This is a genomic window from Anaeromicropila populeti, from assembly GCF_900112775.1.
In the GTDB taxonomy this organism is placed as follows: Bacteria; Bacillota; Clostridia; order Lachnospirales; family Lachnospiraceae; genus Anaeromicropila_A; species Anaeromicropila_A populeti.
Genome location: NZ_FOYZ01000002.1, coordinates 358,976 through 380,862, shown reverse-complemented (window position 1 = coordinate 380,862; position 21,887 = coordinate 358,976). Strand labels below are relative to the sequence as shown.

The following is a 21,887-nucleotide window of genomic DNA, read 5'->3' as shown; positions in this document are numbered from 1 at the left end:
TTTCACCCTCAATATCTGCTCATTTTGTTCCTATTCATCATATAGCCAAGACTGGCTCCGACAATCCCGCCAAGTATATGAGTCAGGTTGGAAACATTGTCCATAACAAACAATCCATCATAAACCTGCTTCCCAATGTAAATTACAGCAACAAGAATAAATGTTAATGGTATACGCCCTTCCTTAATACTGGTAAAGGATGACAACAATATTAATGCAAATACAACTCCACTAGCTCCCAACAACTGGACATTTGAAAATAACATGCAATTAGCTATTCCTGTAACCAAAGCCGTTGCTAAAATTACAAATACCATGTTTAATGAGCCATACTTTTCTTCTAAAAGAGGTCCTACCACAAGAATCAACATAATATTTCCAATAAAATGCTCCCAGCCAGCATGTCCAAATATATGTCCCACTAATCTGACATAGGTCAAGGGGCTAAACAAGGAGGAACGATAAACACTAAATATTGCATTATTTGAAGCACCATTTGTAACATAGCTTAATATCAGTGCTGCAAAACATATTAGCGTAAAGCCTAATATTACTGGAGAATTGAATGATATTTTTATTTTTTTACCATTGCTTTTCATTTCATATACCTCCCTTAATGCTTATATTTAAAATCATACCACATTTTATCAGTTTTTTGTTACCCTTTTTATCATATTTCACACAAATCCCTGAATAAACATATTGATACCTTCATAACCCATTGCCAGATTTATATTTTGCCCACTATCAATGCCTGCTGTACTAATACCAATTACCTCTCCCTGCATATTCAGTACGGCTCCTCCTGAGCTTCCATGAGAAATGGGTGCAGTAAACTGAATCATATCAACATTATTAATTGTTCTAAAACCTGAAATAATACCATCTGACACAGAATTGAACAGCCCCAGCGGACTGCCGATTGCAACAACCTTTTGCCCTCTCACTAATTTCATTTTTCCCTTGTAGACTGGTATGGGATTCAATTCTCTGTTTATCCTAAGTATTGCCAAGTCCAGCACCGTATTATATTTTATAACTTCATCTGTGGAATAAATCTGTTGGTCCTCTTCTATACGTATGGAATAAAACCTGCCGCCACTGGCAACATGGCTGTTTGTCAATAAATATCCTTTCTTTCCAACCATAATTCCTGACCCTGTACCAATTACTTCACCGTTCCCGTCATGAATGGAAATCATAACTACGGAAGATGCCAGCAAAGCCAGTTCCTCGAAGCTTTTTTCCATGCTGTCAGGAGGCTTGACTACAGTAGTTCGTTTGGTAACCGTTGCTCTTTCTGGTAATTGCAATTTCACCCTTTCACAAGAAAAGAACTCTGGTGTCTGTAGTTCACCCAATTCTCCCAGCACAAAACCTGACGACAATTTCAGTAATTCTTGTCCCTTTTCCAGATCTTTTTCAGCTTGTATTAAAAGAACATCTGCTCCAGTAAGTGTCAGCATATAATAAAACAGGTATTCCTGCTCATTTGTAACATTATGTGCTACAATCTTAACTACACTTCCCCCGTTCCATTCACAGAATACATCCTTCATTACATAATCATACCAGTAAGTTAATTTTGCAATAAAATTTTTTTCCATTGATTCCGTTATATTTTTCTTTAACTCCATATACTTTTTTAAGACGAAACTGCACGCACTTCCCAATATCTCTGCAAGCCTTTCATCTCTTGAAAACACTTTGGTTTTCATCCTTTTACGGCTTGTTTCCATCCATTGAGCGTAATAACCTGAATATGTATCTGCATCTTCTATTGAACTAAGTCTAGGCAGCCCTTGTATCCGCTTATACCGTATTTTCCCTGTCTGCATAAGGGAACAAGCTTCTTGATCCATCTGTTTTATATCCTGCAACAGGCCATCTTTTCTTCCAATGGCCCTTGCAAAATAGACGTCTTTACAATTGTTATTAAACCCGCCTTTTATGTTTATAAATGCATGTAATGAATGAATCTCCATTACATTGTGTCTAAATATAACCGTTTGTTCGTACATCCTATCATTTCACCTACAATATAATATTTATCAGACCTATCAAGAAGCCGATAGCAAAACCGATTACCACTAGAGAATTTAATTCCTTTCCCATTACCTTCAGAACCACTTTCTCCAGTTCTTCCATTTTCATCTCATTGATACTATTTTCAATAATTCCACTTATATTAATTGTCTCAAATATAGAAACAAATTTTTCTTCTACAATTTCCTTATACTTATTGCGAATAACGGCTTCAAATTCCATGGAATCTATCTTATATCTTTCTAAAACCTCCAAAATCGTTAACTCTGAAACCTCTTTTATTTCCATTTCAACTGCATCGCTAATCTTTCTTTTCCCATCAGTATCTACATATTCTTTTACTCTCTCACCAACAGAATTACAAAAATCTTCCTTCATTTTTTCATTTATTAATCTTGAAAAAATGATATTGCCGCTTATCTTTGCAGTAATGTATGCCTTCAATTCTTCTGAAACTATTTTGTCTATTCGGATACTACAAATAGCACCTGACACAACCTCTCCAATTTTCTCGCTTTGCTGGTCACTCAGACTTACTTTATAATTAAGCACACCCGATACAATTCGGTCAGATACCTCCTGACTGCATAATATTTCTGTTATCTGGCTGATGTCAATTAAATGTTCTGCCACTACTTGGCCAACAGCCCGGGCGATTGTGTTCTTTCTTCTGGATATAATTCCTGGTGTAAAAGGCACCTTTATTTTCCCAATATATTTTTCCTCATATGGTCTAAATAGCATTAATATTGCCAAATAATTTGTAAAACCTCCGATTACTGCACAAATAAGTGGTTCGAATATCCAAGACATATTAGTCCCTCCTATTTCTTCTTGTTATTTATAGTAACACTATAATTTGGTTCCAAAAACATTCGCTAACATAATGGTCTGAAATGCCCAGTTGGTATGAGTTTTGTATTCATTCATACGTTCCCTTGTAATGTTCCCAGCCACCAGAGAATTTGATGTCTGATCCCAGTTTAAAATAGCTTTTGCATCTGCAAGATCTTGTACATCTACCTTGTAGGATTCATTGACAACTTCTATCTGGTTGGGATGAATTACTGTTTTTCCTATAAAACCACATAGCTTATCATCTTCAAGTTCTTTTTCTAAGCCCTGCTGCCAGTTGGTTCCGTTATAATATTCCCAAACCGGACCTGATATGACATATTCCATGCCGTATACGGTTATGATATCTGAGAAAATATTAGATATTGGCTTAATTTGATGTATGGATTCATGATTGTGTCTTCTGAAACCAAATAAATGACACAAATCATTTCCACCAACCCTGATGTTTAAAACCAGCTCCTGAATGGCTTCCAGCTTGTCCTTAAGCTTATAAAGAATTTCATATCTAGAACGTAAATCTACAATAGAAGCGCTTTCATAAATAGGCATAGCGTAAACAGGTTTTGAAAATCTCTCATTTATTTTCATTAAATTTTGTATATAGCTGTCAGCATTTTCGAGAGAAAACTTTGGAATAATAAATCCCGTAATAATGGAAGAGCATGATTTAAGCCGTTCAGACAAATGAAGCATCTGCTCCGCAGTTCTCACTCGAATAAATATCTTTGGAAGATAAAAAGAATATATGTTTCGATTATTATTTATTTGTTCCAGGGTATTAATTAGTTTGTTTTCAGCATCTAGTACACAGTCGTCTTGAATGGTATCTTCAAGGCAAAAAGCGAGCGAATAGTTACATCCAAATTTTTGGTCTAATATAAATTTAACAACTGTTTCGTTATTTGCAGGACAATATAAAAGAGCACCAACACTATAGTAAAGTATTGTATCTTTCATTGTTAAAAACTCCTTTTATTTTGTTAATGTGACATTTCTTTTACTATATCACATGCTAACTTAAAATGGTACAATAACTTACTTGAATTTTTGAATTAACTGTGGCAATTCAATATAGGATACCATTCTTTCAGTTTGATTTATTTCCCAGCTTATATCTCTTCCTATTAGTTTATTCAATGCAATATTAGGAATATTAACCTCTGCCGCCAGACAACTCATCTGCAATCCTCCTGACATCCTTGTATTAATCTCAAGAAAATATGGTATTTCATCTTTGATTTTATACTGAACATTACATGGATACTGTAACTTCGTTTTTTCTAATACAATTCTTGTCATTTCCATTATTTTTTCATCAAAAGCAACCTTTTCATGTCTTGCAGAACCCTTTACCCGGGCTACTGCTATTAAACCATTTGGAGTACTTAAGCAATCAACACTGATTTCATTTCCTGGCAGATAGGGCATTACCATTAAATCATCAAACTGATTTTTCGATTTTAAGGCATCTCTCACTACTTCAAATTCTATTTCCGCTCCTTGATAATATCTCAATCGATTAAACTGATCCACATGGTCTACGATTTTTCTAAAACTCATTCCACCTTCATCTTGTACAAATTTCATACAGATTTGTTCATGATTTTCTTTCAACTTCCCATATGCCGTTTCAAATCCTGCCCAGTCATTGACTATAGCATACTCAGGTATACTGATTCCTTGGCAACCTCTTAAGAACTCATAGGCTGATGCCTTGTCATTTAGAATTTTTAAAATGGAATAGTCATCTACTAACACTTTTACACCAATTGCAGAAAACCGTTCTTTGTTTTTACTTATCTCCACCATTTTTCTTCGTGGAACAAATACATCTACACTATGCTGCCTGCAAAATTCTAAACAGTACGTAATATAGTCTTCTCCGTCCAAATCAGGTTCTTCATACCATTCATCACATACATTTTGAATAATGGCATATCGTTGTCTGTTACTGCCAATCACATAGATTTCTTCGTTTTTATCCTCCTTCATCATTTCAATTATTTTATAAGAAGTACTAAACCAATGATTAAACCATACTCTTAACATATTTTCTCCTTAGGCATCTGCAAGTTTTTTTATAATTCCGCAACATTTGTAATTTTCAAGTGGCGCATATTCTACCGGTACATTTTTTTCTTCCGCCAGCCTAATAACATGGGCAAGTTCACTCTCTTCCCTGTGCCGCTGGTCAATTAATACCTTCCATGGTACTCTTCTTAAAAGAACACGTGTCGTTTCACCTATTCCAGGCTTTATCAGATTAATATCCCTAATATTATATTTTTCAGCAATTCCTTTTACTTCTTCAATGCCAAATCCTTTTCGAGTTTTCTCATTTACATAATACGGCATGTCAAAATAAGCTTCAATTGCATCAATAAACTCATAGGACAAATCAGCCTTTTCTAATTCCCCATAATAGACTGCTCCATGAAAGTCAGTTGTCCCAATAATATCATCTCGTAAAAAGGTTCTGCTGATTAATCCCGATATGGTGCTGTTTAAACAGGAGCTTGGTATTAAAATGTCATCGTGAGTTCCACAAAGCTCCGTCACATTTGCTGGATCTGCCACAACTGCGATTTCCGAAGAAACGCCTTTAAATTCGGCAACATCCTTCCTTAATTCATTTAAAATCGCACCTTTTCCAATCCACCCATCCACAAATAATAATTGTTCTGGCTCATATTGTTCCAGTAAATACTTCATTGCATTTCGGTCAATCCCCCGCCCTCTGATGATGGAAATAGAATAATGAGGTACACTTATCCCATACTTTTTCCTGATATACCGCTTTGCTAAAATTCCGATTGGCGTTCCAGCTCTTGCAAGGGATACCAACACAACCTTACTCCCTTTGGCTTCTATAATCTTGTCCGATAATTTTCCGATGGCATGTGCGGTAGGCAGTGAAAATTTTTCAAGAGCTTCCTTGTATACTGTCATATACTTTTCCGTAGGCACATACTCAATTGGAAGCATTTCGCAGTAATGCTTTCCAGCCTGAATTAGCTTTTCTCGTTCTTCTGTTGGCTGGGGGTCAACCAATCCTGTTATGTCCTTTAATAATAAAATAACATCCTCTTCTTTATATGAACTTCTCACTATTTTCGCCACCTTACCAACTGAATTTTTTTATTTCCTGCCAATTTCAGCCCATTTACTAATGTGTCAATTCCCGTTTTTTCTTCGCTTTGTGAATCTGTAATAATCAGCACATTATCGTACTTCGCCAAATCATATATAAATGTTTTTCTTTCTTTATCATATAAGCTTTTCAATTCGTATCTGCAATGTAAAGGGTATCCTTCTTCCTTACAAACTTCTATCGGGCTTCTTGTTGTAGAATGACATTTCACACAACTTCCTTTTTCTTCTATGCAGGATGCCACGTACAATGCCGGATACATAAATTCTTCTGTTCCTATCACAAGAGTAGAGGCGCTTATCTCCAACTCTTTTTCAATGGCTTTCCATAGGTCGGCACACGCATCCTTGTAACAGGCTGAATCTATCATTCTTCTTGCATCTAGCCAGCCAGAAACTGTCATTTCTTCATAGCTGCCTTCTGCACTTTGCAAATTTGGCTTTTTATATGCTCCATTATTTTCATAATTCTCAGCAATTTGAGTATAGCTTTCATGGTTTGTCTTTACCAGATAGTGAATGTGAATATCTCGCTGCCGATACCGTTCCAAAGCTTCTTCATCCATACCATTCAATAGTGAGGCAATGGAAAAATGTAAGCTTCCTGGATATAGTTTTTCCAGAATATTAATGATATTTAGAATTGTATTTCCCGTTGTAACCTCATCCTCAATAAAAATGATTCTGTCAATGTCCTGTATCGTACCCTCTATATCATCTTTAACTAATTTTTGTTCTGTTGCGTGACTATGTACTTCTGAAAAAAATAAGTACCCCACATCTGGTATCATTTCGCGGGTTGTCTGCATATATTTCCCACCCACGCTAATGGCAACCGCTGCTCCTATGGCAGTTGCTGTTTCCGTAAACCCAATCAGCAACAGCCTTTCCTTTGTATACTCCTGTTTCAGACTATCCGCTAATTCTTCAAACATTTTAAATGCATCCGATGGTTTAACCGGAACGTGCTTGCCTTGTAACTTATTTACTACTAAATATTTTCTCTTATTGTTGTTTTCCCGTCTGGCGATTTTGACTAAATCTTCTTCTCTGTACATATATAATACCTCTTCCCATTTCAGTCTCCATTTTATCTTTTAGCAAATTGTTGACTTGTCCTCTAAACTTAAGTGATTCTATCATAATCTTTTTTGATACGCTGGTCAACAGGTTCCTGGCATCTTGGGTAATCTATAATTGAATTTGATAGATATCCGCTTCTTCATTGTTAAAGGTAATGCTCCTCTCATATTTCCCACCGTTCTGCACAATTGTTTTTATGGAAGAAATATTTTCTTTCTCTACAGAAAGCTGTAGTTTATCAAGCCCTGCCCTTCTGGCAATGTTACAGATATGAAATAGCATTTCTGTTGCATAGCCTTTTCTTCGTTCTGATGGCCGGACACTATATCCACAATTGCCAAAGTCCTTAAGAAAATCGTTAAGCTCATACCGCAAGTCTATCATACCTACTATCTTTTGATCCGTTTTTCTACAGGCAAAATAAGTATCTGTTAATACCCAGTCAGCTGCTACCGTATCTCTCTCAGTATTTTTTATAACCTTTTCCATCCACTCTTCATAACAATCAATTTGATCAAACAACTCACTTCCGTTAATGATTCTTTCTCCACAGGCAAAATGCTCTGCTCTATATGCAAGTGCCTGTTCTTTTAATTCTATTCTTGGTTTTACTAACTCTAATATATTTGTACGATGCATTCGCATTACCTACTTTCTTATGAATTTGTTTTTCTGTAGTTACCAATGTCAGCTAAGTATTTATTATTAATTCTTTTTTCCAGATTGTCTGCTCTTTTCCTTGCCTCTTACATTTTTCAATTCTCCTGCGTCACTGCTATCATCATAATCTCCATACGTATAGGAAACCTTTACACCATCAGTGAACTTGCGGATAGCCTCCAGAAATGCTTCCCCATATTTTTCAAATTTGTAATCACCAAAACCGTTTACTTCCAGCATTTCATTTCTATCCATAGGGACCTTACAGCACATATCAATCAGCGTCTTATCTGAACAAATTATGTACGGAGGTACTGCCTGTTCTCTTGCCATCAAAAGACGTATTTCTCGAAGACAGTCAAATAACTCTAATCCCTTTGAGTTAAGAATATCTGAACTTCTGCTTTTTCGAACACGATTCTGCGTCTGTTCCTGATCCATTGACAAATCTTCCTTGGGAAACTTCATACTAATTTTTTGCTGATTCTCCAAAATCCTTTCACATGCTCTATTTAATTTCATAATCTGATATTTGTCTTTTGTTGCACTGATATATCCCTGTTTCTCCATTTCAAATATAACTGACTTTAAAATAGATCCCGACAACTGCCTGCAACGTCCAAAACAAGATAATTCATTTAGACCATAGCTTCGGATTTTAGCCATAGCTCTTCCTAAAAGCACATCCACAATTACGTTATATCCAAATCTTTGTTTTGTTTCTTCCATACACATAATTACATCTTTAGCCGTATCCGTAACATCTTTTTCTTCAAATTCAGCCTGACAGTTTCCACAATTATCACAATTTGCATTTGCATTTTCCCCAAAATAGCGTAAAATATATTGCCGCAGGCAGTCTCTAGTTAAGCAATAATTCCGCATCTGATTCAAACGCATTTCATCATTCTCTCGCAATATCTGTGCCTCTTCTGGTAGCATTTTCTGCATTTCTATTTTACTGTCAAGTAAGAACCGATTAATCATCAAATCCTGTGCTGAATAGAACAAAATACATTCTGCATTTTCTCCATCACGCCCAGCTCTTCCTGCCTCCTGATAGTAGTTCTCCAGACTCTGAGGCATGTTATAATGCAGCACATAACGAACATTAGACTTGTCAATCCCCATTCCAAAAGCATTGGTAGCTACCATAACTACTATATTATCATAGATAAAATCATCCTGATTCTGATTTCTTTCTTCCGTACCCATTCCCCCATGATATTTCCCCGCTTGAATGCCCTCCTGCCGTAACATCGCCCAAACCGCTTCCACATTTTTTCTAGTTGCACAATAAATAATCCCACTTTCTCTTGCATGACTTTTCACATAAGAAAGTATGTTAACATCTTTTTTGGTTTTTCCCTGTTGATGAATTACTTTGAAAAAAAGATTTTTTCGATCGTATCCCGTCGTAACCTGTTTTGGTTCAACTAACTGCAAAATACACATAATATCTTCTTGTACTGGTCTGGTTGCTGTTGCTGTAAACGCACAAACCACTGGTCGTTTAGGAAGCTTCTTTAAAAACCCAGCAATTTTTACATAACTTGGTCTAAAATCTTGTCCCCACTGTGAAATGCAATGTGCCTCATCTACTGCTACGATTGAAACCTCTGTCTCCATCGCAAATTCCATAAACTTTGCACTTTCTAAGCGTTCTGGTGCCACATAAATAATCTTATACCGCCCCTGCTTTGCATATTCTAAAGCTTTTACAATTTGATTTTCTGTAAGTGCACTATTAATATATGCTGCATGAATTCCTGCTTGATTTAATGATTTCACTTGATCAATCATAAGTGAAACTAGTGGTGAAATTACTACTGTAACCGCTGAAGACATTAATGCTGGAATTTGATAGCAAATAGATTTACCAGCACCAGTTGGCATAATCCCCAAAACATCACGTCCTTGAAGAACTGCATCAATTAGTTCTTCCTGTCCTTCTCTTAGGGAATCATACCCAAAATATTTTTTTAATATTTCATACTTGTTCATGTTATTTAACCTTCCCTATTTTCATTCTTCTATCTGAAATCAATGCTGCCAGCTGCCAATCGTTCCTTTAATAATGTATTGCGCTTTGTAACCGTAACATGGCTTATTGCATAGGCAAGTGCTTTTTTTGTTCCCACCATAACCAGTACTTTCTTCGCTCTGGTGATTCCTGTATAAATAAGATTTCTCTGAAGCATCACATAATGATTCATCAAAATGGGCATTACCACAATGGGATACTCAGACCCCTGCGCTTTATGGATAGTGGTAGCATAGGCATGAACAATTTCATCTAACTCCGTTATATCGTACACAATCTGTCTGCCGTCAAAATCCACTTTTAAGGAACGATCCTCTAGATCTATAGCGGTAATTATTCCAATATCACCATTAAAAACCTCTTTGTCATAGTTGTTTTTGATTTGCATCACCTTGTCATTGGTTCGAAAGACAGAACCACTTCGACGCAGTCCTTCTCCTGTTGAATTCAGTGCTTCCTGCAATGCAAGATTTAGATTTGCTGCTCCCACAACTCCTCGCTGCATGGGTGTTAAGACCTGAATTTGGGAAGACGGTGTTTTATAGTATTGGGGAAGGCTATTTTTGACCAGTTTTACTACTTCTGCAACTACATCCTCTGGTTCGTCCTTCTGAATAAAAAAGAAATCACTTTCCTTTCCATTGGAAATATCAGGCAGGTCACCTCTGTTAATTTTATGAGCATTTGTGATAATACGGCTGGTCTGTGCTTGTCTGAAAATTCTGGTTAGCCGAATTACTGGAAACTGTTCTGATTCAATCATGTCTCTTAATACATTTCCTGCTCCAACGGAAGGCAGCTGGTCAATATCTCCCACCAAAATCAGCCTCATATTAGGCGGTATTGCTTTTAATAGAGAATTCATAAGAATGATATCAATCATCGAACATTCGTCCACAATCAACACATCCCCCTCTAAGGGATTCTCTTCGTTTTTCTGATACCCCTCTGGTGGTTTACATTCTAACAGGCGGTGAATGGTTTTTGCTTCAAGGCCAGTTGCTTCGGTCATCCGTTTTGCAGCCCGCCCTGTAGGTGCTGCCAGCAAAATCTTCAGCCCATACGTGCGATAAGCCGCAATAATTCCCTGGGTGGTTGTCGTCTTTCCTGTTCCTGGACCACCTGTCAGTACCATTACTTTGGCAAGTGCCGCCTGCCTGATCGCATCCGCCTGAACCTCATCGTATTTCATATTAACAGCAGCTTCTATTCTCTCAACATCTACAGACAGTTCATTATTCCCCGTTTCATCTCTTGCCTTGGTAAGACGTACCCACAGCTTATCCCCTCCTGACTGTGCTGCAAGCTTTAACAGTTTATTTGCAGTTCCTGCTTCTGCATAATAAAACGGCGGCAGGTAAATTGCATTCTCTTCTTGAAGTAAATCCTTTTCTTTCAACATCTGATCCATGGTCATAATAATACATTCCTGCCCTGCTTCTAAAAGTGCCTCTGCCTTTTCAATTAATTGCTCTTTCACCGCAAAAACATGGCCTTCATCTGCAAGTTCACTAAGAGTATACATAATTCCGCTTCGTAACCGCACATAGGATTCCTTCCCAAATCCAAGCTTCTCTGCGATGCTGTCTGCTGTCTTAAAGCCAATTCCCCAGATATCGTCTGCAAGCCGAAATGGATTTTCTTTTACCTTATCAATGCTTTCGTTCCCATAAGCCTTGTAAATCTTGGCTGCAAAGGATGTACTAACGCCATGATCCTGCAAAAAGAGCATAATATTTTTTACTTCCTTTTGCCGCTCCCAGCTTTCCTTAATCATTTGCACACGTTTTATCCCAATCCCTTCTACTTCAATCAAGATGTCAGGATTATCTTCCATAATAGCAATTGTGTCCGTTCCATATTTTTGAACAATTCTATTGGCAAATTTAGGTCCTACCCCTTTAATCAGCCCACTCCCCAGATATTTTTCAATTCCATAAATAGTAGCTGGCATAGTTTCTTCCCATTTTTCCGCCACAAACTGCCTGCCATACTTGGTATCAATCTTCCAATTTCCATCAATCAAAAGAACAGAACCAACATTAGCATCCAAAAGGCTTCCTACCACAGTGACCAGTTCATCATAACCTTTGACATTCACTTTAAGAACAGTATAACCGTTCTCTGGATTCTGATAGGTAATTCGTTCTACTACGCATCGAATTTTGACCATCTGGCTCACCTCCACTCTTTTCCTCATCCTTATGAATTTTCTTTATTGATTTTGTCACTCTCTCTTAAATCATACCAATAACCTATTTTAGTATCCAAATCCCCTGCTATATCTGTTTCTTTGCCTGTGGAAAGATCGGTCACCACAACCCCCAATGTTGTTTCCTCTTCTACAGCATCATATTGCTCATATACCCGATACTCATATCCTCCATTTTCAAAGGTCAGGCTATCCTCATCATACCCACTGTTTTCAACACCACCGCCGCGGTGATAATAATCATATTTAAATTGATTCCATGAGTCTTCCTTATCCTCAGGATATTCTAAATCAATCTGATCTTTCGTTCCAAAACGATACACAATATAATCGTTATCCTTAGAAGTACAAATTGACAAAGTCTTTCCTGACTGTTTCGTCCTAAAACTTAGTATAAAATTTTCTGAATTTAGGCACAGCCTGTCGTTATATCGATTGTTTTGCATCACTGCATTATTTCCTGGCACTTCTACCAACATATAATCCCCAATTGCATGACTAATATCAATACTGATAACCAGTGAGTTCTCTGTAACATAAAAATTATCTTCACTTCTAAATATCAACATCCAAACGGTATCCGAATTAATATTCTTCACCTCGTCCAGTAAAATATCTTTGAATTCTGCCGCCTCCTTATCATCTGCAAATTCATCCAGTACTGGGTTTTTAACTGTTTTTGACTGTTTTAATAATTGTATCATTTCGTCGTCAATAGCAGTAAAATCAGAAAGATATAATTTCTTCTTATTTTTCAGGTCTATTGTAATTCCATGAAATACATTATTAGGATGTGCACCGCCCTCCACATAGAAATCTCCCGTATACATAATGCTAAGTATTTCATCTGTACTGCAAGTAACCTGATACTGTAAGTTTATAGTCAATTTGATTTCTTCGCCCTCATAATCTGTCAATACTTCTTGCACTTGACTATCCCAAATCTCCTTTTTAATCAGCTCATTTATTTCCTGTTCTGCTGCGCTATCTCCCCAGCCTTCTATTTGAGGATACGCAATGTTAATACCATCCTGGTCAAACTTAGCTGTATTTATTTGATAGGACAGGTTTTCTGGTGATTTCGTACTTTGTTCCTCTACTGTAGTTGTAGCGGTCTGAGGTGTTTCTTGTATTTCAGCCTGATTATCTTGTGTTTCCGTTACAGGTGGTGGCGTACTTTCCTGTTGATCCGTATCCTTTTTAACTGTATTTCTGCAACCTGTGAAAAGCATAGTAAATAGCATTGCTGACATAATTCCTTTCCACATAGCTGTCTGCTTCTTTTTAAACCTTATTTTCTCATCGCTTTCTTTTTTGTATATCATTCTCATAACGACAACTCCTTTTTAATGGCAATCTTTTAATTCGCTTACAACTATTTTACTACTTGCAAGTCAAAAAAGACAGATGAATTTTATCAACTATCCCTAATACACTTTCATTTTGCTTAACTCATCTATCTGTGTTACAATGCAAATGTATCTGTCAGATATAAAAGTATATGAAACAACAAATCCTATAGGAGACATAACACTATGAATTTTGTAGATCTTATGAATAGTTCAAAATATGACTTCTTGCGCACCCACCCACGCTTAGGTAATAAAATTATTCTTCTTGGTTTAGGTGGCAGCCACGCATATGGAACTAATATCACAACTAGCGACATTGATTTTAGAGGAATTACACTCAATAGCACTTCTGACTTGTTGGGACTTACCTCTTTTGAACAATACGAGGATAATAATACCGATACTGTTATCTATTCCTTTAACAAAATGATTAGACTGCTTTTAGAATGCAATCCCAATACCTGTGAAATTCTTGGTCTTGAGGAAAACCAATATCTGATCAAGACTTCCCTTGGACAGGAACTTATTAATCACACAAGTTTATTTCTAACCAAAAGAGCCGCTAAGTCTTTTGGTGGCTATGCAAGTGCGCAGTTACGCCGACTTCAAAATGCTGTTGCAAGGGATTCTATGCCCCCATCAAATCGAGAACAGCACATTTTCAACTCAGTGAAAAATGCATTAGATGATTTTAATCGAAGATATGATAATTTTGTACAAGGTAGTATACACTTATATATTGACAACGGTGTAACGGAAGGCTTCACAAAAGAAATATTTGTTGATGCAAACTACACTCATGTTCCTCTTCGAGAATATGAAAAAATGTTTTCTACAATGAATGCAGTGATTCGAGAATATGATAAAATTGGCAAACGCAATAAAAAGAAGGATGATAACCACCTGAATAAACATGCCATGCACCTGATCCGACTATTTATGATGGCGATTGATATCCTAGATAACGGAATAATTAAGACTTATCGTGGGAATGACCTTGAATTATTACTTAAAATCAGAAATGGTGGTTTTCAAAATGAAGATCATACATTTTCCACTGAATTTTGTGATATATTGGCACATTATGAAAAGGAATTAGAACGTGCAACAAAAGAAACTTCCTTACCCGATAAGCCTAACATGGAACAGGTAGAGGCATTTGTAGAATATGTAAATAGAAAGGTAATTGATGGTGACTACTCATGAATATGACAACTATAATACAAGAAAATTTAAAAGAAATCGAAACCGTGGAACATGTTAAAATCTTGCTTGCCGTAGAATCTGGTAGCCGCGCTTGGGGTTTTGAATCTCCTGATAGCGATTATGATGTCCGATTTATCTATGTAAGACCACGTTCCGAATACTTACGCTTAGATACCCAAAAAGATATTATTGATTGGCAACTGGATGATGTTCTTGATATAAATGGCTGGGATCTGAATAAGTGCTTGATTCAATTTCGAAAAGGAAATGCTACTCTTTTTGAATGGAGTAATTCTCCTATTGTCTATATTCATACGCCTGAATGGGATGATATTTACAATATTGCAAAATCTTATTTTTCAGCAAAGGCTAGTATTTATCATTACTATGGCACAGCAAAGAACACTTTTTTAAGTTATCTTCAGGGCGAACAAGTGAAGTACAAAAAATACTTTTATGCATTACGTCCACTGCTTGCCTGTAAATATATTGAGGAGTATCATTGTCCCCCACCAGTAGTATTTGATGAACTTTTAAATCTCAATCTTCCTGATAGCCTAAGAACTGGCATTGATGAGCTGCTTAAAATCAAAAAGATTACTGATGAAAAAGATTTAAATCCACAGATACCTGTTATTTATGAATTTATTAAAAATGAGCTTGAAATTCAAAAGGAAATTTCCCAAACTCTTGAGGATGACCATAATAAAGATTGGCAGATGCTAAATACTGTTTTTATGAATACCTTAAATGGTTCTGTGTAAAGCACTTCTTGGTAAAGTTGGAGTTTATCCTTATCTTTTTGACTTGAGTATAATAGCATTTATCTAAAATGACCGAATAAAAATTGTATAAAAAATTGTTGACAATCCAAAGTGTTGACAATCCAGATAGATTGAATGAAAAATCATTTTCTTCTTCAAATTGCTATATGCTAGTAATCTCTGCTTATTATCTGCCTACTCCTTCTGACTGCGCACATCCTCTAGCTGAATGCTACCTAACTTGCAACTATCCATGCCTACAAGTACAAAATCCACTTGCTATTCCATTTTCTCAATTCCTTTCCATGGTTTCATAATATCATTCCTCAAAATGCCACCAAGGTTCTTTGGACAATGCTACACCTCTAAATCATTCTTTAAACTTGGCACTGAATTTCAGTGTTATTCGTAGATATTACTTCCTGCATAAACAGTAAAGTAATGGATTGAATGATGTCTCAGGCATGATTTATACAGGATATATTTGAAATATCTACTAGGAAAATTGAGTACCTATTTAAATTTTCCACAACATTTTTTATATTTCTTCCCTGATCCACATGGGCATGGATCATTGGGATATATTTTTTTCTCCATATTAACTGCTTGTCCATTTAAACCATTTGGATAAAATGACGTCTGAATCGTATCCGCTCCTCCATTCACATCAACTGGAAACCCCATAGCGTGTAGTTGTGGCTCAGCTTCTCGCAACATTGCAGCTGCATTGCTACTGGCTGGTACAATGGTCGGCATTCCTCCTTTGAATACATCCTTACTCAACTCATCTGGTTTATGTCCACGATTCTCTTTCAATCTGGTGCTATTATAAGCATTCATAAGCAATCCAACAAATTCATTTAATATTTTATCACTGCTAAAACTGATGTTTGCTTCTGACAAATGGTTAAGAATATCTGTTGGAGAATTGCCATCATAACTGTTAGCCCAGATTTGTAAACACAATGACACTGCCTGTTCATAATTCAGACTAAATCTCTTCCTTATAAATGATTCCAGTTTCTGATACGCCAGAGAACTTACTTCGTATCCACTTCTGCAAATTTCGTCTATTATTTTTTCAGAAGGTACAAAGAAGTCTTTTTCTGCCTGCTGACGGAGTAAATAACCGAATTCCTTGCTTTCTAATAATGGAATGTGTATCAATAATCCATTTTTTGAATATAACGGTGAGTCCATAGGCCAATCCTGTATTCCAATCATATCCATAGAAAAAATGCATGATTCAATAATATCCATTGGCATTCCTTCCAGTATGCTCACCATTTCATCTAGAGAACACTTTATTTTCTGTTTATACATCTCATAAATAACTTCTACTGGAGCTATTCCATAGTAGTTAATAAAGAAACAGACGCATTTCATCATCCACCCTTTTCTACTATTTTCCTTTTTGAATGCTTCATCATCTATTTTTCGAAATGCATCTGCCACATCGTCAAATACACACAAATTGTCCGTAGGTTCTTCAAAATACCCTAACCAATACCGATTTAACTGTATTGCATCCATAACTTGATTAACTGAAACAGCTGTAGGTGAAATACACGCTTTACGATACAAATCCATTTGTTCTTTTGTTAAGCACGCTAATCTGCTTCGTAACATTTCCTCTGAGCAAAAACAAGTTACAATTCTATCTATTAACTGTTCTTTCCTAAGCCTTGAACACTTTTTCAATTCAAAACTCCTTGCCTGATCCAATAATTCTTGTTTTGTACTATATTCTAATTTTTCTCTTAGCTGCATCATATCTCCTTCTAATACTATTTTTCAAATTCTTACGTCCCAGTTCTTCCCAAAATATTATTCTCTAAAAATCTCTAACCTCATCAAATGTATCTAAGACAGTATTTTTGTTAAATTTTATATCACCCGTTTCCAGCTCATCAATTTCATATTTATCCGGAATCCTAAAAGTACGCGGATCTTCGTTGTGTTCTTCAACAACATTTTCAAGTGTAAAATCGTATTTCATAATCTAATCTCCTTTAGGTTTGCTGATGAAGCATTCCAATAATACTGCAATTCTGACAAATCTCAAAAATAATGTTCCATCGCCGTTACCAAACTTTGTCCAATGAAGTTATGCAAAATACTTCATGGGTTTTCCACAAACAGGGCACGTTAAGTATGTGGGGTCTTGAACCCAATTTGCATACCGCCTATCGTACTAAATGTATCTTCATGACACCCAAAGAAAGGATTTACTTTCTTTGGAGAAAGAACAAATCCATTCGTTTGAAATTCTTCGATATCCTCTTCCGTCATATAGCTTTCGTCAGAGCCTGCTTCGTTTGGTAGAATCTCACTTTCACCGTATATTGTGTATTTGCAGAAATAACTGTCTGACATCATAACACAGTCGGGGCAGACCTTTGCTTTGATTGTGCCTTCTATCTCGAGGAATTTCAGACGCTCATCTCTTCCGTCAATCGTAAGAATATCAAATAGCTTTCCTCCGCATTTTTCACAGGTAAGTTTTAGAATCTCCTGACACTGGTTCATGTTTTTGCAGTCATAGCATATTCCTTCAAAATACAATGTTCTGCCACATTATGGGCAGTTGTAAACTTGAATTGACATTGTCACCCTCCAAAAGTATTTTGACTTGTTCGGTCACTTGATTCCATGATACAGAGTTATTTTCAATGGCTTAGGAAGCATGAATCCTACGAATACGATTATCCCTTCGAAGTCTAGGGTTGTTACTCACATTATCATTTATTGTAAATTTTGCACTACGCTTTCAACGACTATTAATTAAAGTACTTGTACATAATTATATCGTGCAAGTTCATATATTGCCACTCATTTTGAATTATTTTGCAAACGAATTATTGGAAATGCTGTATAATTAAACTAGACAACTTATTCTCGTATGTTTTGATAAATAATAAAGAGAATAAAGAGGTACTCGCATGGCACGCAAACAACGTCAGTATGATACAGACTACAAAATTCAATCAGTAAAATAATCCAAGGAAATTGGACTAACAAAAGCCGCTAAGGAGCTTGGTATTTCAACAAGTACTCTTAATGGCTGGGTCAAAACTTCTAAGGAAGGAAAACTAGTTCTGGGGTTGGGTTCTCAAACTCTAGACAGTGCAATGTCTTTAACAGAAGTATTAATTTCCTTAGAAAGCAACTAAAAGAACAAACTAGAGAAATAGGTAATTACGGCTTTCTTGCTAACTGCAAATCAATTGTATCATATATAGTAATTTGTCCACCAAAAGAATCAATAACAGCTTCGATTTCCGATAAAAAACTCTTTCTGTTTTTTTCTTCTATAGCTATGTGATCTGAATATGTGCCAAGCAATTCAATATATTCTTTTGAAGTAAATGTTCGAGTTCTGTTATATAGCTTATACGAAATATCTACAAAACCATATTTATTCGCAATATTTGCTCTATCCATTGCTTGTTGCTCACTATATTCATCGGGTTCAAGTGACCCTGGCAAATAAACAGCATATACCTCTTGCATTGCCTCGTGCAAACCATTTCTACCTTTATCTTTGAACGGGTGATTTGCAAATCTAGCAAAAACACCACCGCTTTTTAACAAGTTAAAGACTTTTTGATACCCTACGTCTTCAGGTATCCAATGAAATGCTGAAGCAGAATATATCAAATCATATGAATTTTTTTCAAAGCAAGCATCCTCAAATTTACCAACTACAGCTGAAAAATTGGAATAATCCTTAAATTTTTCACAACAAACCTGAGCTAAATTCTCGCCATACTCGACAGCAATTAAGTTACATCCTGTTTTTAATACCGGTAGTGTTGCTTGTCCCCCACCTATACCTATTTCAATTACATTGCTATCTTTGTTAATGTTCATCATATCAAAAATATCATTATATAATTCACCAACATAACCTGGACGCATTTTTTCATATTTTTTAGCCTCGGTATTAAATGTCCATTCCAGTCCTTTTAATATTGACATAGCAAAACCTCCAATAATAAAATATAAATACTTCACTATTCCACAATCCATTCATTCCACAGAATAAGATCTCTTTTCTACAAAAACAATTATACAATACTATTTGTAAAATCGTATCTTTTTTTAAATATTCTTAAATATTCACCACAACGATTCGACGATATTATTATATCGTGCTTCTAAATTTTGCTGACGCAAAAACTGGGAGTCCGCTTATTTAGCGGGCTCCCAGCGTTTCTAGGTTACTCAAACTCTATCGTTGCTGGTGGCTTTCCAGTGCAGTCATACAGCACTCGGTTAACCGACTTCACTTCATTCACAATCCTGTTAGAGCATTTTCCAAGAATATCCCATGGAAGCTCCGCTGCCTCAGCCGTCATAAAATCCGTTGTGGTAACAGCACGAAGCGCAATAGCATAATCATAGGTTCTCTCGTCACCCATAACACCAACAGAGCGCATATTGGTCAGTGCTGCAAAATACTGTCCAATTTCCTTATTCAGCCCTGCATTTTCAAGTTCCTGGCGGTAAATAAAATCCGCATCCTGCAAAATAGCAACCTTTTCTGCTGTAACCTCACCGATAATACGAATTGCCAAGCCTGGCCCAGGGAATGGCTGTCGGTATACCAGATATTCAGGTAACCCAAGTTCAAGTCCTGTCTTACGAACCTCGTCCTTAAATAAAAGACGCAATGGCTCAATAATCTCCTTGAAATCAACATAGTCTGGCAATCCACCCACATTGTGATGGGATTTGATAACCGCAGACTTGCCAAGACCACTTTCAATAACATCTGGATAAATTGTACCTTGCACTAAAAAGTCCACTGTACCAATCTTCTTTGCCTCTTCCTCAAAAACACGGATAAACTCTTCACCAATAATTTTACGCTTTGCCTCTGGCTCTTCCACACCAGCCAGCTTACTATAAAACCGTTCCTGAACATTGACACGAACAAAATTCAAATCAAGAGAACCCTCTGGTCCAAAAACCTTCTCTACCTCATCACCTTCATTCTTACGAAGAAGACCATGATCTACAAAAATACAAGTTAATTGCTTTCCTACTGCCTTTGATAACAGCACTGCCGCAACAGACGAGTCCACACCACCCGATAAGGCACAAAGAACCTTGCCGCTGCCTACCTTATCACGAATCGCCTGAATAGACTCCTCCACGAAGGAAGACATGATCCAGTCTCCTGCACAGCCACATACCTCGTACAAGAAGTTGCGGAGCATTTTTGTTCCCTCCTGGGTATGCACTACTTCAGGATGAAACTGAACTGCATATAAATTCTTTGCTGCATGCTCCATAGCAGCAACTGGACAAGAGTCCGATTTTGCAGAAACAACAAATCCTTCTGGTAATTGCTCAATTCGATCCGTGTGGCTCATCCAACAAATCGAATTCTCCGTAACATCCTTGAAAAGCTTTGAATTTACATTTGCACTAACTTCTGTCTTTCCATACTCCCTTACATCTGCACTTACCACCTGCCCACTTAACAAATGTGTCATAAGCTGTGCACCATAGCATATACCTAGAATAGGAATATTCAACTCAAAAATTTTCTTATCACAATGTGGTGCTTCCTCTGCATAAACACTGGCAGGTCCTCCTGTGAAAATAATTCCTTTTGGGTTCATTTCCTTAATCTTTTCCACACTTAGGTTATAAGGCAGCACTTCACAATAAACGTTACACTCTCTGACTCTTCGTGCAATCAACTGATTGTACTGTCCGCCAAAGTCTAAAACAATAACCATTTCCTTTTTCACAAAATGTCCTCCTGTTCTTGTATATGAAAATTATCATCCGATTCTTCTAAAATCTCTTCGAAAACAGAGACTTCACAACATAACAGCTACATTTTACAACATTTCTTTTTTGAAAACTAGTACTAAAATAAAATATTTCTAAGAAACTCAGCTTAATTCATCCAATGTAAGTGAATAGGATGGCAAAAAAAGTTCTATAAATATCTCTGCTTCTCTGAGATGCATGTCCGAAACAGCCTGCCACAATGCTTTCTCTGCCTTGGCAAACTCACTGTTTCCCGCCTTTCTTTCCTCGATGCATTTAACTAAAGCTGACAGCTTATCTGCGGCCTTCTTTAACTTCCATAGATACTCATCTTCTTCTGCCTGAAAGAATACACTTTCATAAGCCCCTTTCATATCTGCTGGCAGCAAATCCAAAAGCCTATTGGCTGCCAGCTCTTCCATTTGCAAAAATGCCTCCTGCAATTGGGTATTATGATACTTGACCGGAGTTGGCAAATCTCCCGTAATAATCTCAGTACAATCATGGTACATTCCGATCAGAGCCGCTTTTTCAACATTTAATGAATTCCCCATACGGACATTGCTAATTACAGCAAGGGCATGGGTAATCATTGCCACCTCCAGCGAATGCTCACTTATATTTTCATTTACAGAATTACGCATAAGTGACCACCGCTCAATGTACTTCATCCGAGACATCATCGCAAAAAAATGATAATTCATATTTGTCCCCTTTTCCTC

The 21,887-nt window shown here is 36.6% G+C and carries 19 protein-coding genes; 2 read left to right on the top strand and 17 right to left on the bottom strand.

What is annotated here, in order from left to right; all coding sequences use genetic code 11:
- Window positions 1-8 precede the first annotated feature (8 nt).
- The 11 genes from BM305_RS03920 to BM305_RS03870 all read right to left on the bottom strand — a co-directional run bounded on the left by BM305_RS03920 (window position 9) and on the right by BM305_RS03870 (window position 13,384).
- Window positions 9-599: a rhomboid family intramembrane serine protease gene (locus tag BM305_RS03920; RefSeq protein WP_092559386.1), complete on the bottom strand. Its 591-nt coding sequence runs from the start codon at window positions 597-599 to the stop codon at window positions 9-11.
- A 78-nt stretch (window positions 600-677) separates the two neighbouring features.
- Complete coding sequence (locus BM305_RS19440) at window positions 678-1,985, bottom strand: S1C family serine protease (protein ID WP_242940448.1); 1,308 nt, start codon at window positions 1,983-1,985, stop codon at window positions 678-680.
- A 49-nt stretch (window positions 1,986-2,034) separates the two neighbouring features.
- Complete coding sequence (locus BM305_RS03910) at window positions 2,035-2,859, bottom strand: DUF445 domain-containing protein (RefSeq protein ID WP_092559384.1); 825 nt, start codon at window positions 2,857-2,859, stop codon at window positions 2,035-2,037.
- Window positions 2,860-2,898: 39 nt separating this feature from the next.
- Window positions 2,899-3,861 carry an HpcH/HpaI aldolase/citrate lyase family protein gene (locus BM305_RS03905; protein ID WP_092559383.1) on the bottom strand — a complete coding sequence of 321 codons (963 nt, stop codon included), beginning with the start codon at window positions 3,859-3,861 and terminating at the stop codon, window positions 2,899-2,901.
- Window positions 3,862-3,939: 78 nt separating this feature from the next.
- Window positions 3,940-4,953 (bottom strand): ATP-grasp domain-containing protein, encoded by a 1,014-nt coding sequence (locus BM305_RS03900; RefSeq protein ID WP_092559382.1) that lies wholly within the window; start codon window positions 4,951-4,953, stop codon window positions 3,940-3,942.
- 9 nt (window positions 4,954-4,962) lie between these two features.
- A complete protein-coding gene (locus tag BM305_RS03895; RefSeq protein ID WP_092559381.1) occupies window positions 4,963-6,012 on the bottom strand; it encodes a cysteine protease StiP family protein in 1,050 nt (349 codons plus the stop codon).
- A complete protein-coding gene (locus BM305_RS03890; RefSeq protein WP_092559380.1) occupies window positions 6,012-7,112 on the bottom strand; it encodes a phosphoribosyltransferase domain-containing protein in 1,101 nt (366 codons plus the stop codon). The genes BM305_RS03895 and BM305_RS03890 overlap by 1 nt, the downstream gene beginning before the upstream one ends.
- Before the next feature lie 133 nt (window positions 7,113-7,245).
- Entirely contained in the window at window positions 7,246-7,776 is a 531-nt protein-coding gene (locus tag BM305_RS03885; RefSeq protein WP_242940447.1) for a GNAT family N-acetyltransferase, read from the bottom strand.
- A gap of 66 nt (window positions 7,777-7,842) precedes the next feature.
- Window positions 7,843-9,801, bottom strand: a complete 1,959-nt coding sequence (gene recQ, locus BM305_RS03880) for a DNA helicase RecQ (RefSeq protein ID WP_092559379.1) — start codon at window positions 9,799-9,801, stop codon at window positions 7,843-7,845.
- Window positions 9,802-9,830: 29 nt separating this feature from the next.
- The gene (gene recD2, locus BM305_RS03875) at window positions 9,831-12,014 is read right to left on the bottom strand and encodes an SF1B family DNA helicase RecD2 (RefSeq protein ID WP_092559378.1); all 2,184 of its coding nucleotides are present in this window, start codon (window positions 12,012-12,014) and stop codon (window positions 9,831-9,833) included.
- A gap of 29 nt (window positions 12,015-12,043) precedes the next feature.
- Window positions 12,044-13,384: a PdaC/SigV domain-containing protein gene (locus BM305_RS03870; RefSeq protein WP_092559377.1), complete on the bottom strand. Its 1,341-nt coding sequence runs from the start codon at window positions 13,382-13,384 to the stop codon at window positions 12,044-12,046.
- 204 nt (window positions 13,385-13,588) lie between these two features.
- On the opposite strand from BM305_RS03870, the gene BM305_RS03865 reads away from it, so the two are divergent.
- Together BM305_RS03865 and BM305_RS03860 are read left to right on the top strand one after the other, a co-directional pair.
- A complete protein-coding gene (locus BM305_RS03865) occupies window positions 13,589-14,611 on the top strand; it encodes a nucleotidyltransferase domain-containing protein (RefSeq protein WP_092559376.1) in 1,023 nt (340 codons plus the stop codon).
- A complete protein-coding gene (locus tag BM305_RS03860; protein WP_330393413.1) occupies window positions 14,608-15,375 on the top strand; it encodes a nucleotidyltransferase domain-containing protein in 768 nt (255 codons plus the stop codon). Before BM305_RS03865 ends, BM305_RS03860 begins: the two co-directional genes overlap by 4 nt.
- Before the next feature lie 513 nt (window positions 15,376-15,888).
- Here BM305_RS03860 and BM305_RS19435 read toward each other — a convergent pair.
- The 6 genes from BM305_RS19435 to yfbR form a co-directional block, all read right to left on the bottom strand.
- Window positions 15,889-17,145 (bottom strand): SEC-C metal-binding domain-containing protein, encoded by a 1,257-nt coding sequence (locus BM305_RS19435; RefSeq protein ID WP_177214532.1) that lies wholly within the window; start codon window positions 17,143-17,145, stop codon window positions 15,889-15,891.
- Between the two features lie 64 nt (window positions 17,146-17,209).
- A complete protein-coding gene (locus tag BM305_RS18885; RefSeq protein WP_177214531.1) occupies window positions 17,210-17,374 on the bottom strand; it encodes a hypothetical protein in 165 nt (54 codons plus the stop codon).
- 149 nt (window positions 17,375-17,523) lie between these two features.
- On the bottom strand, window positions 17,524-17,904 hold the full coding sequence (locus tag BM305_RS03850) for a hypothetical protein (RefSeq protein WP_177214530.1): 381 nt from the start codon (window positions 17,902-17,904) through the stop codon (window positions 17,524-17,526).
- Window positions 17,905-18,573: 669 nt separating this feature from the next.
- Window positions 18,574-19,356: a class I SAM-dependent methyltransferase gene (locus BM305_RS03845; RefSeq protein ID WP_092559373.1), complete on the bottom strand. Its 783-nt coding sequence runs from the start codon at window positions 19,354-19,356 to the stop codon at window positions 18,574-18,576.
- 242 nt (window positions 19,357-19,598) lie between these two features.
- On the bottom strand, window positions 19,599-21,140 hold the full coding sequence (gene guaA, locus BM305_RS03840) for a glutamine-hydrolyzing GMP synthase (protein WP_092559372.1): 1,542 nt from the start codon (window positions 21,138-21,140) through the stop codon (window positions 19,599-19,601).
- A 147-nt stretch (window positions 21,141-21,287) separates the two neighbouring features.
- The gene (yfbR, locus tag BM305_RS03835; protein ID WP_092559371.1) at window positions 21,288-21,869 is read right to left on the bottom strand and encodes a 5'-deoxynucleotidase; all 582 of its coding nucleotides are present in this window, start codon (window positions 21,867-21,869) and stop codon (window positions 21,288-21,290) included.
- Between the last annotated feature and the right edge of the window lie 18 nt (window positions 21,870-21,887).

Bases quoted from the DNA above. Each gene is read 5' to 3' on its own strand.
- BM305_RS03920 (WP_092559386.1), bottom strand. From the start codon at position 599: ATGAAAAGCAATGGTAAAAAAATAAAAATATCATTCAATTCTCCAGTA.
- BM305_RS19440 (WP_242940448.1), bottom strand. From the start codon at position 1,985: ATGGAGATTCATTCATTACATGCATTTATAAACATAAAAGGCGGGTTT.
- BM305_RS03910 (WP_092559384.1), bottom strand. From the start codon at position 2,859: ATGTCTTGGATATTCGAACCACTTATTTGTGCAGTAATCGGAGGTTTT.
- BM305_RS03905 (WP_092559383.1), bottom strand. From the start codon at position 3,861: ATGAAAGATACAATACTTTACTATAGTGTTGGTGCTCTTTTATATTGT.
- BM305_RS03900 (WP_092559382.1), bottom strand. From the start codon at position 4,953: ATGTTAAGAGTATGGTTTAATCATTGGTTTAGTACTTCTTATAAAATA.
- BM305_RS03890 (WP_092559380.1), bottom strand. From the start codon at position 7,112: ATGTACAGAGAAGAAGATTTAGTCAAAATCGCCAGACGGGAAAACAAC.
- BM305_RS03885 (WP_242940447.1), bottom strand. From the start codon at position 7,776: ATGCATCGTACAAATATATTAGAGTTAGTAAAACCAAGAATAGAATTA.
- recQ (WP_092559379.1), bottom strand. From the start codon at position 9,801: ATGAACAAGTATGAAATATTAAAAAAATATTTTGGGTATGATTCCCTA.
- recD2 (WP_092559378.1), bottom strand. From the start codon at position 12,014: ATGGTCAAAATTCGATGCGTAGTAGAACGAATTACCTATCAGAATCCA.
- BM305_RS03870 (WP_092559377.1), bottom strand. From the start codon at position 13,384: ATGAGAATGATATACAAAAAAGAAAGCGATGAGAAAATAAGGTTTAAA.
- BM305_RS03865 (WP_092559376.1), top strand. From the start codon at position 13,589: ATGAATTTTGTAGATCTTATGAATAGTTCAAAATATGACTTCTTGCGC.
- BM305_RS03860 (WP_330393413.1), top strand. From the start codon at position 14,608: ATGAATATGACAACTATAATACAAGAAAATTTAAAAGAAATCGAAACC.
- BM305_RS19435 (WP_177214532.1), bottom strand. From the start codon at position 17,145: ATGCAGCTAAGAGAAAAATTAGAATATAGTACAAAACAAGAATTATTG.
- BM305_RS18885 (WP_177214531.1), bottom strand. From the start codon at position 17,374: ATGAAATACGATTTTACACTTGAAAATGTTGTTGAAGAACACAACGAA.
- BM305_RS03850 (WP_177214530.1), bottom strand. From the start codon at position 17,904: ATGAACCAGTGTCAGGAGATTCTAAAACTTACCTGTGAAAAATGCGGA.
- BM305_RS03845 (WP_092559373.1), bottom strand. From the start codon at position 19,356: ATGTCAATATTAAAAGGACTGGAATGGACATTTAATACCGAGGCTAAA.
- yfbR (WP_092559371.1), bottom strand. From the start codon at position 21,869: ATGAATTATCATTTTTTTGCGATGATGTCTCGGATGAAGTACATTGAG.